Origin of the sequence: Mycolicibacterium aichiense (assembly GCF_010726245.1) — a bacterium.
In the GTDB taxonomy this organism is placed as follows: domain Bacteria; phylum Actinomycetota; class Actinomycetes; order Mycobacteriales; family Mycobacteriaceae; genus Mycobacterium; species Mycobacterium aichiense.
Genome location: NZ_AP022561.1, coordinates 2,621,290 through 2,633,339 on the forward strand (window position 1 = coordinate 2,621,290; position 12,050 = coordinate 2,633,339).

Annotated in this window: 12 protein-coding genes; 6 read left to right on the forward strand and 6 right to left on the reverse strand. The window is 67.2% G+C overall.

The window, feature by feature from the left end:
- Positions 1-118: 118 nt before the first annotated feature.
- Positions 119-1,927, forward strand: a complete 1,809-nt coding sequence (gene arc / locus G6N32_RS12665) for a proteasome ATPase (protein WP_172507285.1) — start codon at positions 119-121, stop codon at positions 1,925-1,927.
- Between the two features lie 24 nt (positions 1,928-1,951).
- Here arc and G6N32_RS12670 read toward each other — a convergent pair whose 3' ends face one another.
- From G6N32_RS12670 to G6N32_RS12685, 4 genes are all read right to left on the reverse strand, one after another.
- Positions 1,952-2,242, reverse strand: coding sequence for a DUF732 domain-containing protein (locus tag G6N32_RS12670; RefSeq protein ID WP_163789251.1), 291 nt, complete (start codon positions 2,240-2,242; stop codon positions 1,952-1,954).
- A 126-nt stretch (positions 2,243-2,368) separates the two neighbouring features.
- Positions 2,369-2,980 (reverse strand): hypothetical protein, encoded by a 612-nt coding sequence (locus tag G6N32_RS12675; RefSeq protein WP_115319903.1) that lies wholly within the window; start codon positions 2,978-2,980, stop codon positions 2,369-2,371.
- Positions 2,964-4,127 carry a hypothetical protein gene (locus tag G6N32_RS12680; protein ID WP_115319904.1) on the reverse strand — a complete coding sequence of 388 codons (1,164 nt, stop codon included), beginning with the start codon at positions 4,125-4,127 and terminating at the stop codon, positions 2,964-2,966. Before G6N32_RS12680 ends, G6N32_RS12675 begins: the two co-directional genes overlap by 17 nt.
- Before the next feature lies 1 nt (position 4,128).
- Positions 4,129-5,271 (reverse strand): phosphatidylglycerol lysyltransferase domain-containing protein, encoded by a 1,143-nt coding sequence (locus G6N32_RS12685; RefSeq protein ID WP_115319905.1) that lies wholly within the window; start codon positions 5,269-5,271, stop codon positions 4,129-4,131.
- Positions 5,272-5,373: 102 nt separating this feature from the next.
- Between G6N32_RS12685 and dop the strand changes: the two genes are divergently transcribed.
- From dop to G6N32_RS12710, 5 genes are all read left to right on the forward strand, one after another.
- Positions 5,374-6,882, forward strand: a complete 1,509-nt coding sequence (gene dop / locus G6N32_RS12690) for a depupylase/deamidase Dop (protein WP_115319906.1) — start codon at positions 5,374-5,376, stop codon at positions 6,880-6,882.
- A 105-nt stretch (positions 6,883-6,987) separates the two neighbouring features.
- Positions 6,988-7,182 (forward strand): ubiquitin-like protein Pup, encoded by a 195-nt coding sequence (locus tag G6N32_RS12695; RefSeq protein ID WP_083120464.1) that lies wholly within the window; start codon positions 6,988-6,990, stop codon positions 7,180-7,182.
- Positions 7,179-8,057 (forward strand): proteasome subunit beta, encoded by an 879-nt coding sequence (gene prcB, locus G6N32_RS12700; RefSeq protein ID WP_115319907.1) that lies wholly within the window; start codon positions 7,179-7,181, stop codon positions 8,055-8,057. The genes G6N32_RS12695 and prcB overlap by 4 nt, the downstream gene beginning before the upstream one ends.
- Positions 8,058-8,834 (forward strand): proteasome subunit alpha, encoded by a 777-nt coding sequence (gene prcA / locus G6N32_RS12705; RefSeq protein ID WP_115319908.1) that lies wholly within the window; start codon positions 8,058-8,060, stop codon positions 8,832-8,834. It begins immediately after the preceding gene.
- Positions 8,835-8,848: 14 nt separating this feature from the next.
- Positions 8,849-10,027, forward strand: a complete 1,179-nt coding sequence (locus G6N32_RS12710; protein WP_264028789.1) for an FAD-dependent monooxygenase — start codon at positions 8,849-8,851, stop codon at positions 10,025-10,027.
- A gap of 6 nt (positions 10,028-10,033) precedes the next feature.
- Here the strand turns inward: G6N32_RS12710 and G6N32_RS12715 are convergent, their stop codons facing one another.
- Positions 10,034-11,743, reverse strand: coding sequence for an alpha/beta hydrolase (locus tag G6N32_RS12715; protein ID WP_115319910.1), 1,710 nt, complete (start codon positions 11,741-11,743; stop codon positions 10,034-10,036).
- On the reverse strand, positions 11,740-12,012 hold the full coding sequence (locus G6N32_RS12720; protein WP_115319911.1) for a DUF7162 family protein: 273 nt from the start codon (positions 12,010-12,012) through the stop codon (positions 11,740-11,742). The genes G6N32_RS12715 and G6N32_RS12720 overlap by 4 nt, the downstream gene beginning before the upstream one ends.
- Positions 12,013-12,050: the final 38 nt, after the last annotated feature.

Below are 12,050 nucleotides of genomic sequence, written 5' to 3' on the forward strand. Positions count from 1 at the left end.
AGAGAGATTAACAGTGTTGCCAGTGTGTCGAAATTCCCCGCACGCACATGATCGAGGTTGGGCCGGTAGCGTTGAGGTATCCACCGCGCCAACTCTCGGTGTGGGAAAGGAGCGCAACATGAGTGAGGCACAAGAACCCCAGCTGTCCGGCGAAGACGCCGCCGAACTTGAAGAGCTGCGCCGCGAGGCGTCAGTGCTGCGCGATCAGCTGGAGAACGCCATGAGTACACAGGGCGGCGCCCGCAGTGCTCGTGATGTGCATCAGCTCGAGGCGCGTATCGACTCCCTGGCGTCACGCAACGCCAAGCTGATGGACACCCTCAAGGAGGCCCGTCAGCAGTTGCTCGCCCTGCGCGAAGAGGTCGACCGGCTCGGTCAGCCGCCGAGCGGATACGGCGTGCTGCTGGGTTCCCATGAGGACGACACGGTCGACGTGTTCACCTCCGGTCGCAAGATGCGGCTGACGTGCTCACCGAACATCGACGTGAAGGCGCTCAAGCAAGGCCAGACGGTTCGCCTCAACGAGGCGCTGACGGTCGTGGAGGCCGGAAACTTCGAATCCGTGGGGGAGATCTCCACCCTCCGCGAGATCCTTGCCGACGGACACCGGGCGCTCGTCGTCGGGCATGCCGACGAGGAACGCATCGTGTGGTTGGCCGAACCGCTGGTCGCCATCGAGGACCTGCCCGCCGACGTCGCCGAGGAACTCGACGACGACGATCTGCGTCCCCGCAAGCTTCGTCCCGGCGACTCGTTGCTCGTCGACACCAAGGCCGGGTACGCGTTCGAACGGATTCCCAAGGCTGAGGTCGAGGATCTCGTCCTCGAAGAGGTGCCCGACGTCGCCTACAGCGATATCGGCGGCCTGACCCGCCAGATCGAGCAGATCCGCGACGCCGTCGAGTTGCCGTTCCTGCACAAGGAGCTCTACCGCGAGTACGCGTTGCGACCGCCGAAAGGTGTGCTGCTCTACGGCCCGCCCGGGTGCGGTAAGACGCTGATCGCCAAGGCGGTGGCCAATTCGTTGGCGAAGAAGATGGCCGAGGTTCGCGGCGACGACGCCCGCGAGGCGAAGTCGTACTTCCTCAACATCAAAGGCCCCGAGCTGCTGAACAAGTTCGTCGGCGAGACCGAACGGCATATCCGCCTGATCTTCCAGCGGGCGCGCGAAAAGGCCTCCGAGGGAACGCCGGTCATCGTCTTCTTCGACGAGATGGACTCGATCTTCCGTACTCGCGGCACCGGTGTGAGCTCCGATGTCGAGACGACGGTCGTGCCCCAGCTGCTGTCGGAGATCGACGGTGTGGAGGGTCTGGAGAACGTCATCGTGATCGGCGCCTCCAACCGCGAGGACATGATCGACCCGGCGATCCTGCGGCCGGGGCGCCTCGACGTCAAGATCAAGATCGAACGGCCGGATGCCGAAGCGGCACTGGACATCTTCAGCAAGTACCTCACCGAGGACCTGCCGGTGAACGCCGACGATCTCGCCGAGTTCGGCGGCGATCGCGGGCTGTGCATCCGGGCCATGATCGAAAAGGTCGTCGACCGGATGTACGCAGAGATCGACGACAACCGATTCCTCGAAGTCACCTACGCCAACGGTGACAAAGAGGTCATGTACTTCAAGGACTTCAACTCCGGCGCGATGATCCAGAACGTCGTCGACCGGGCCAAGAAGTACGCGATCAAGTCGGTCCTGGAAACCGGGCAGAAGGGTCTGCGGATCCAGCACCTGCTCGACTCGATCGTCGACGAGTTCGCCGAGAACGAGGACCTGCCCAACACCACGAATCCCGATGACTGGGCTCGGATCTCGGGCAAGAAGGGCGAGCGGATCGTCTACATCCGCACGCTGGTCACCGGCAAGAGCAGCAGTGCCAGCCGGGCCATCGACACCGAGTCGAACCTGGGCCAGTACCTGTAGCAGGACCGGCCCAGGGTCGCGTCGTCAGTGTCCGCAGAGCTGGGTGGCGGCGGCGCTGTAGAAGAAGGCCGCGTCCTTCGGCTCGACGCCGTCAGTGGTGTTGTCCGAGATGGTCTGGAGCGTGGTCGCCTGCGGAACGCCGGCGGCGATGTCGCTGCAGATGTGCTGTCCCAGCGCCACCGCGGTGTCGACCGGTCCATTCCAGCCGTCATTGGCCAGTGTCGTGATGAAGGAGTCCTGATCCGCGTAGGCCGGTGAGGCGAGCGCCAAACCGAGTCCAACAGCGGCGATGCCGGTGATGACACGCTTCTTCATGATGTTGCCTTTCGCCCCGATAGCGCGCACCTTCGCCGACATCGGCAGCACACGATGGCCGCAGTGTATGGCGAAGGTGAGCCTTACCGCAGCGTTATCATCGCCACCGTCAGTTTGTTACAGGGCTCAAAACTCCAGGCTGTAGCTGTTTCCCAGATTGTCCTGTGTCACGTGGGCGTCGCGAGTGGTGGTGTCGACGCTCAGTCGCTCGGTGAGAGTGCGCGTCTCGTACCGCCATCCCTCCGGCAGATCCAGCCGAGTGGACAACGTCGGTAGCGCTGCCAGGTTGAGGTCGCGATCCACCGCCTTGCTGTAGGTCTGCATGACCCAGCGCTGCCCCTGCGGATCGACGAGCTCGAAAACCGGTCGGCCGGCATCGAAGTTGAACACGGTTCGGCGGTCGACATGGTTGACGGTGTATGGCGCCGGGTTCATCGACGACAGCTTCACCGTGGCTTGCTTGATCATGTCGATCCCGCCGAAGGTCTCGATCTCCTGGTGGTCCGGCGCCACCTTGTCGATGGTGCTCATCAGCCAGTGCCGCGGGCCGTTCAACAATGCGGCGATGGCGCCGTGCTCTGTGGCGATGGCCTCGGCGTCGAGCTTGTCCCACAGCTCGGCCGGGCAGTCGTTGAGTGGAAAGCTGTTGTAGACGGCCGCTTCCGGCCCGTCGGCGCCGGCCGTTACCAGCAGCACCTCCCCGTACCGCTTGTCGAATATGTCATCGGGCTGGGTCATCGCTTGCCTCCATTTCCAGATACGCGTCGCGGCCGGCCAGGCTGACGGCGACGTCCGCGACCAACGGATCGAAGAACCGCTGCCGGTACAGCGGGTCAACGCTCGTGCTGACGGTGAAGTACAGCCCGGACAACACCGCCACGAATAACGAAGTGTGCACCACGGTCTGGGGTATCGGCACATGGATGCCGAACCACGTTCCGGCACAAGGAGGTTGGCCCACCGGGCAGGACTGCTCAGCTGACCACAGGACCGTGACGTCGTCGGGAATCGCGATGGTGCCCAGCGCGAGGAAGAACGCGAACAAACCGGTGGTGAAGAACACCACCTGGATCGCCTGGGCCACCACCATGACGGCGACGACATTGACCTGTTCGGCCGTCGACAACGGTGTGCGCACCGGGTCGGTCCGGGTGGCCAGGGGTGTGCCGGCCAGCAGCGCTGCGGTGTCGCGAGGTCCCGAGCGGTCCTCGCGCAGCGCCGACACCTCGTCGCGAATGGTTACGACCATGAACACCAGTGCCACCAGGGCCAGGAATCCGATTGTCTGCCAGAGCCGTTCACGCGTCATGCGAGCCGACAGCTGCCACAGTTCACCGGTGAAATACACCACCACGGTCAGCATCAGAAGCGGTAGCGCGCGGCTCATCAGCGTACCGAGCGCCCCGAACTGCACCCACGCGAATCGGAACGCCCACAGGACAATCGACCCGATACCGAGATAGGTCAGCCAGATGGCGAGAAGCGCGATCACCCCGAAGCCGGCCACTTCGGCCGCGGTGAGCCCGGTCCAGCCCCGGTCGACCAGCGGGAAGCCGATCACGAACAACGCCATCACCAGCAGGGCGGCGCTGCGCCGGCCCGCCTCGCTGCGGGTGGTGCCTGCACGGTGCAGCAGGTACAGCACGAACGGCGCTGCCGTCAGCACGACCGCCATGGTTCCCAGCCGCACGACGGATCCGATCTCCGCGTGACCGTCGCTGACATCGGCGATCACTGTCGTCACCGCGATCAGCGCGCCGATACCGCTGACGACCGGCGCCGACCGGGCGATGAGCCGTCGCGAGCGCACCCGTCGGGTCAGGACCAGAGGCAGACCGCGGGCCAGGAACCATTCGTGAACGTCGCGCGCGGCGGCCGGCGTCACGTCAGTGTCCCCGCCTCGTGGAGCGGTAGCGATCCCGCGCCACCAGGGTGAGCCGGAGCTCGGCCAGCAGCGGGTCGAGGAATTGCGCGCGGTACTCCTTGTCGGTGACGGCCTTGGCCGCCAGGTACATGAACGTGATCGCGGTCAGCATCATGGTCGTCTGGATCAGCGGGTCGGGGACCGGCAGCGTCATGCCCAGGATCTGGCCGTCGGTTCGCCCGCTGTCACGCGTCCACGACGCCAGCAGCGGCGGGCTGAGCACGATCAGTCCGAGTACGAAGAAGATGGAGCCGGTGGCCAGCGCAACCGTCAGCACCTGGCCGACCTGCGAGGCTGCCACCACGAACACCACGTTGGCCCGCTCGAAGCGGGACAGCGGGTCGACACCGGGTTCGTCGGCGATGTCCTCAAATGGCGTGCCGGCCAGCCGGTCTGCGTCCTCGGGGCCGGCCGCGGTCTCGCCGAGGATCGGGCGGACCCGCTCCAGGGTGCTCGACACCAGGAAGGCGGCGGCGATCGCGAACAAGAATCCGATGGCCAGCCACAGCCGTCCGCGGCTGACGATCGCCGCCATCAGCCACACATAGGTGTTGAAGAAGACCAGGAACGTCAGCAGCACAACCGGCAGCGCGCGGACGAACATTCCGCTGGCGAGCGCCAGGTTCGACATGGTGTCCCGGGCAGCCCAGCCGGCGATCGAGCCGAGCCCGGTCGCTGTCAATGTCAGGATGATTCCGACCGAAGACGCCGCCATCACGAAATTGACCCAGATGCGGTAGCTGGGACCGCCGAAGATCGCCGCCAGGACGATGATGCCCAGCGCCCCGTATCCGGCAATCGCCCTCCGGAAGGGTGTGGTGATTCGCGCGACCAGCCACCCCACCAGCATCGCCGAGGGGAGGACCACGACGATCGACGCCAGCACCACACCCTCGCTGAGGTCGGGTCGCCCGTCGATGTCGATGGTGTGCTTACCGGTCAGCTTGACGACCAAGATGGAGTTCGCCGCGATCACCGCCAACCCGGCCAGGGCCGGGGCCGATCGGCTCCACACGTGCCGCACCAGGGTGCTGCGCCGCACCACGGCCGGAAGGCCGCGAACGAGAAACCAGCGTTCTTCGGCGTAGCGGTCCGGAGATGTCATCGTTGCGCGGCTCCGATGTGGGCTTTCGGGTCAGGTCACCCTAGCCGGAAGTGGCACCGTCCACGCGCCAGGCGCGCAACACCGGCCGCTAGGCTGGCGACCATGCAAAGGATCATCGGAACCGAGGTGGAGTACGGCATCTCCTCGCCCTCCGATCCGACCGCCAACCCGATCCTGACGTCGACCCAGGCGGTGCTCGCGTACGCCGCGGCCGCCGGCATCCAGCGGGCCAAGCGCACCCGGTGGGACTACGAGGTGGAGTCGCCGCTGCGGGACGCCCGCGGATTCGACCTGAGCCGCTCGTCGGGACCGCCGCCGATTGTCGACGCCGACGAGGTGGGGGCGGCGAACATGATCCTCACCAACGGCGCCCGGCTCTACGTCGATCACGCCCATCCGGAGTACTCGGCCCCCGAGGTCACCGACCCGATGGATGCCGTGATCTGGGATAAGGCCGGGGAACGGGTGATGGAGGCCGCGGCCCGGCATGTGGCCAGCGTGCCCGGTGCGGCCAAACTCCAGCTGTACAAGAACAACGTCGACGGCAAGGGCGCGTCCTACGGGTCGCACGAGAACTACCTGATGAGCCGGCACACCCCGTTCTCGGCGGTGATTTCGGGCCTGACGCCGTTCATGGTGTCCCGGCAGGTGGTGACCGGTTCCGGCCGCGTCGGGATCGGCCCGTCCGGTGACGAACCGGGCTTTCAGCTGTCCCAGCGCGCCGACTACATCGAGGTCGAGGTCGGCCTGGAGACGACCCTCAAGCGCGGCATCATCAACACCCGCGACGAGCCGCACGCCGACGCCGACAAGTACCGCCGGCTGCACGTCATCATCGGCGACGCGAACCTGGCCGAGACCTCGACGTATCTGAAGGTGGGCACCACCTCGCTGGTCCTCGATCTGATCGAGGAAGGGCCCCGATACGGCCTGGACCTGTCGGACCTGGCACTGGCCCGGCCAGTCCACGCGGTCCATGTTGTCAGCCGGGACCCGTCGCTGCGGGCCACCGTGGCACTGGCCGACGGCCGGGAACTGACCGCGCTGGCCATCCAGCGGATCTACCTGGACCGGGTGGCCAAGCTGGTCGACGCGCGCGATCCCGATCCGCAGGCCACGCAGGTCGTCGAAACCTGGGCGCACATCCTTGACCTGCTGGAACGGGACCCGATGGAATGCGCCGAGCTGCTGGACTGGCCGGCCAAGCTGCGGCTGCTGGAGGGCTTCCGGCAGCGCGAGAACCTCGGCTGGTCGGCCCCGCGGCTGCATCTGGTGGATCTGCAGTACTCCGATGTCCGGCTGGACAAGGGTCTGTACAACCGGTTGGTGGCGCGCGGCTCGATGAAGCGTCTGGTCACCGAGCAGGAGGTGATCGACGCTGTGGACAACCCGCCGACCGACACCCGGGCGTACTTCCGTGGCGAGTGCCTGCGCCGCTTCGGCGCCGACATCGCGGCGGCGAGCTGGGACTCGGTGATCTTCGACCTGGGCGGTGATTCACTGGTGCGGATTCCGACCCTGGAGCCACTGCGCGGTAGCAAGGCCCACGTGGGTGCGCTTCTCGATTCGGTCGACAGCGCAGTGCAACTCGTGGAACAACTCACGACCTGACGTTCGTTAGACGGAGCAATACCGGTCTCGACCGGTAGGGTAGAAGAACCGGCGGCCCGTGCCGAATGGCACGACACAGTCGCCGATCCCGAGCAGGAGGCAGCGATGGCTCAAGAGCAGACCAAGCGTGGCGGCGGGGGCGGCGAGGATGACGACCTCGGCAGCGCCGGTGCCGGCGGGCAAGAGCGTCGCGACAAGCTCGCTGAAGAGACCGATGATCTGCTGGACGAGATCGATGACGTCCTGGAAGAGAACGCTGAGGACTTCGTGCGTGCATACGTGCAAAAGGGCGGACAGTGACCTGGCCGTTCTCTGATCGCCTTGCCACCAGTTCACCTCTGACCGATCTGTCCTCGTTTTCCGATCATCTCCGGCGGGAAGCGCCCCAGCTGCTGCCGACCAGCACCGGCGCGAGCGGTGTGCTGCCCGGTGACGCGCTGCCGCACGGCACCACGATCGTCGCGCTGAGATATCCGGGCGGTGTGCTGATCGCCGGCGATCGCCGCGCCACCCAGGGCAACATGATCGCCAGCCGCGACGTGCAGAAGGTGTACATCACCGACGACTACACGGCCACCGGTATCGCAGGGACCGCGGCGATCGCCGTGGAGTTCGCCCGGTTGTACGCCGTCGAACTCGAGCACTACGAAAAGGTCGAGGGCGTCCCGCTGACGTTCCCGGGCAAGGTGAATCGGCTGTCGACGATGGTCCGCGGCAACCTCGGCGCGGCACTGCAGGGCTTCGTCGCGCTGCCGCTGCTGGTGGGTTACGACCTCGATGACCCGAATCCCGAAGCGGCCGGACGGATCGTGTCGTTCGACGCCGCCGGTGGCTGGAACATCGAGCAGGAGGGCTACCAGTCGGTGGGGTCCGGTTCACTGTTCGCCAAGTCGTCGATCAAAAAGCTCTATCCCGGTGTCACCGATGCGGATTCGGCGTTGCGGGCTGCTGTTGAGGCGCTCTACGACGCCGCCGACGACGACTCGGCAACCGGCGGTCCGGACCTGGTGCGCGGCATATACCCGACGGCTGTCACGATCGAGGCCGAGGGCGCCACCGACGTCCCCGAGGAGCGGATCTCCGCGCTCGCTCGCGAGGTGATCGAAAAGCGTTCCACGACGAACACATTCGGGCCCGGCACGGGACCCAGCAACGAAGCACCGCGGGTGGACTAAGTGAGCTTCCCATATTTCATCTCGCCTGAGCAGGCGATGCGTGAGCGTTCCGAGCTTGCGCGCAAAGGCATTTCCCGGGGCCGCAGCGTGGTCGTGCTGGCCTATGACTCCGGCGTGCTGTTCGTTGCGGAGAACCCGTCGCGGTCACTGCAGAAGATCAGTGAGCTCTACGACCGCGTCGGCTTCGCCGCCGTGGGCCGGTTCAACGAATTCGACAACCTGCGCCGCGGCGGCATCCAGTTCGCCGACACCCGCGGGTACGCCTACGACCGTCGCGACGTGACCGGCCGCCAGCTCGCCAATGTCTACGCGCAGACCCTCGGAACGATCTTCACCGAGCAGGCGAAGCCCTACGAGGTGGAGCTGTGCGTGGCAGAGGTGGCTCACTTCGGTGAAACGAAAGCCCCTGAGCTGTACCGGATCACCTACGACGGGTCGATCGCCGACGAACCACACTTCGTCGTCATGGGCGGTACCACCGAGCCGATCATCACCGCACTCAAAGAGTCCTACTCTGAGAATGCGCCGCTCAAGGATGCGGTCGGCATCGCCGTCGAAGCGTTGCGCGCCGGTATCAACGGCACAAGTACAAGTAGTGGCAGCACCCCGCCTGCCGAGCCGCGGGTGCTCGGCCCGTCCACCCTGGAGGTGGCGATCCTGGACGCCAAGCGGCCGCGACGGGCATTCCGGCGGATCACCGGTTCGGCGCTGGAGGCCCTGCTGCCCAGCGCGGGTGACGAGCCCGCCGACAAGGGCACCGCGGAGGCCACCTCCTGAGCCCACACGCCGTCATCTCCGGCGCGGGAATCGCCGGACCGGCGCTGGCCGACCAGCTGACCGCGCGGGGTTGGCGCACCACGGTCATCGAGCGCTACCCTCAGCGGCGCGACGAAGGCCAGAACGTCGACATCCGTGGTGCGGCACGGGAAGTCGTGCGCACGATGGGCATCGAAGACGAGGTACGCCGGGCCAACACCGGTGAGATCGGGACCCGGTTCGTCACCGCAGCAGGCACAGCGGCGGCATCCTTTCCGGTCGGCGCCCCGGGCGGCCCCGACGGTCCGACCGCGGAACTGGAGATCCTGCGCGGCGAACTGTCGCGGATTCTGATCGAACGCACCCGGGGTCGGACCGACTACCGCTTCGGCACCCAGATCACCGACGTCACCGATCACGGCGACTACGTCACGACAGTGCTCGACGACGGCAGTGTGCTCGACTCCGACGTCCTGATCGTCGCCGAAGGCCTGCGCTCCCGTTCGCGCCGGTTCGTCAGCGCAACCGAGGTCACCGATCTGGGAATGTATTTCGCCTACGCCACCATCCCTCGGTCCGATAGTGACGACCAGTGGTGGAACTGGCAGCACGCGACTCGATCCCGCGGTGTGCACCTGCGACCGGACAATCTGGGCAGCACCAGAGCCATCCTGACCTTCATCTCCGATATCCGCGGTATCGAAGATCTCGACCAGGATGACCAGGTCGCGATCCTGCACAAGACTTTCGCCGACGTCGGCGGTGCCGCTCCGCGGATTCTGCGCGAGCTCGAGGCAGGCGCACCGATGTACTTCTCGGTCGCCGGCCAGGTGCACGTGCCCTCGTGGAGCAAGGGCCGCATCGGCCTGCTCGGCGACTGCGCATTCTGCAACGCCACCTTCGGCGGTGCGGGCACCAGCCTCGCGCTGATCGGTGCCTATATCCTCGCCGGCGAACTCGCCGCCACAGCCGACCACGCGGCCGCGCTGGTCAGCTACCAGCACCGCATGCAGCCGTTCACGGCCTCGGCCCCCGTCGTCCGTCCGGCAGTGTTGCGGATTGCCAACCCGCGCACCCGGATTGGCATCGCGGCGTTGCGCGGTGTCGCCCGTGCCGCCGCGAGTCCCGCCGCCAAGGCCGTGACTGCGTTGATGTCCCGCGCATCTACGGGATCCGGACAACGAGTGGCGCTCCCGGATTATCCCGTGGCGTAGCCGATCTCAACCGACCCGAATGTGCTCGCGGTCGCCGGTGATGACCGCGAGGATGTTGCGCCACGCATCGGACGGCTCGTTCAGAACGTCGCTGTGCGAAGAAAGTCCGCCCATCGGACCGCCGGTGAGGGTGCGCCCGGCGGCCAGTGGGATCACACCCGGCAGCCGGTCCGGGTCCGCCCCGTGCGGCCCGAGCGGGATGCCCTGCACAAGTCCGATCGGATCGCCGGGCGCGGTGAGGGAGAACCGCAACACGTCGGGGTTGCGGTTGTGCCAGTCCGACGGATCATGAACGCCCACACCGGCACCCGCGGCCTCAACGTAGATCACGCGGTCGGCGGTCAACCCGAAGCTTTCCGCGGTCCCGAGGATCGACCCGCCGTACGAATGGCCCACGTAGGTCACCGGCATCGACCCTGCGCGTCGTTCGACGTCTTCACTGAACGCCACCAGCCGAGGCGCCATCTTCAGTGCATAGCGCGGATCGGTGGCGTCGACCAACCCGGCGACCAGCTGACCGGTTGGGAACGGGCCACCCAGATACGTGATCATCGCGACGTCGCCGGTGGATCCGGCGACAAAACGCCGCGCCGTCGCGACATCGTCAGCTGCGCCGTCGAAGGTGGTGTTGAGCCCGGGCACCAACACCGCGAGAGCGCGCGCCCGCGTCAGGTCACCGGACAACTCGATGAAGCTCTCACGCTGCGGATCGAAGGCCAGGATCTGTCTGGGCACCCGGCGATCGCGGTCCACCGGGTCCGCGACGTCGGCGAGCAGGCTCTCGTAGTAGTCGATGCGGCTGCGTGCGTCGTGGTCGTAGGCGGCGATCGCCGCAGCGCGCATGCTCGGATCTGCGTTCAACGCAGCCCAAAGGCGTTCCGCATCAGCCGCTTCTAGTGTCGGCGCGACGGCAGCACGCAACTTCACCTCGTCGGGCACCTCGATGCGACGGCGTTGGTCGAGGATCGCATCGGCGATGTTGATCCGGTTGGCGGCGATCCTGGTCTCCCACGGAACGCCGTCGGTGTTGCCCACTTCGTGGGGCCTGGACTCGACCAGCCGCCGCCGGTCGGTATCGGACATCCCCGCGACCGCCGCGGCGATCGCGTCCTGGCTCAGGTGCGGCCAGTCGGCCACCGGATTGCCTGCGGCCCCTGCCGGGCGCACCGGTGCGGGGTCGGCCGGGGTGGCGTCGAACGCCGCGTCGATCGCGGTGGCCGCCTCGGCATCGGCCGCGCCGAGCGCTGACAGCGCCCCCTGCAGAGCCCGAGTCAGCTCGGTCGCCCGGACGTCCAGCATCGTGCGCGCCACCGCCTCGGAACCGCCGCTGCACGCCACCAGAAGCGCCGACGGCGCCGCCGGGGGAGCCACCGTCCCGTCCTCGCTCACCGCGCATCCGTCGCCCCGCGCGTCCGTCACCACCTCGAGCACCCGGTCGCGACAGCGGGTGATGACCTCGGCGGCGTCCCGCGCCTGCGCGGCGGCCAGGATCAGTGCCCGGCACACCCCGCGCAGCCCCGCGGTGGTTGGGCCGATGGCCTCGCGGGCCGCGCGCGCCGCCGAACCGGTGAACACGCCGGCGCTGCCGGCCACCTCGTCGTCGACCGCGTCGGCCTGAGCCTGAAGCCGGCCTGCGGCGTCGTCCCACGCGCCGGCCAGGTCGATCAGCGCCTGCGGTCGCCAGATCACCACCTGCGACACGGCCGGCGGGCTCACCGCAGCTGGAGGCGCTGTGCCGTGGCGCCGTCGGAGGCGTCGAGTTCGTTCACCGACCGGCGCACCGAGCAAACCCAATCCTGCAGAGCCGTGCCGAGTCGGTGCACCTCAGCCGCGACGCGCGCCGGTGCGGCCAATCCGCCCAGCGCAGAACCGGGTAGCTCCGCGACGCCGGGGATTGCAACGCCCGCGAGCTCACCTGCGCTGCGGGTCAGCGTGTCCGCCAGGACCCCCAACCTGGCGGAATCGACGACGATGCGCTCGGGCACGGCTCATGCTGGCATGTCCCGCGGCGGCGGCTTTTCGG

Excerpts from the sequence above, each read along its gene's own strand:
- dop (WP_115319906.1), top strand. The coding sequence starts at position 5,374 with ATGCAAAGGATCATCGGAACCGAGGTGGAGTACGGCATCTCCTCGCCC.
- G6N32_RS12685 (WP_115319905.1), bottom strand. The coding sequence starts at position 5,271 with ATGACATCTCCGGACCGCTACGCCGAAGAACGCTGGTTTCTCGTTCGC.
- G6N32_RS12670 (WP_163789251.1), bottom strand. The coding sequence starts at position 2,242 with ATGAAGAAGCGTGTCATCACCGGCATCGCCGCTGTTGGACTCGGTTTG.
- arc (WP_172507285.1), top strand. The coding sequence starts at position 119 with ATGAGTGAGGCACAAGAACCCCAGCTGTCCGGCGAAGACGCCGCCGAA.
- G6N32_RS12695 (WP_083120464.1), top strand. The coding sequence starts at position 6,988 with ATGGCTCAAGAGCAGACCAAGCGTGGCGGCGGGGGCGGCGAGGATGAC.
- G6N32_RS12675 (WP_115319903.1), bottom strand. The coding sequence starts at position 2,980 with ATGACCCAGCCCGATGACATATTCGACAAGCGGTACGGGGAGGTGCTG.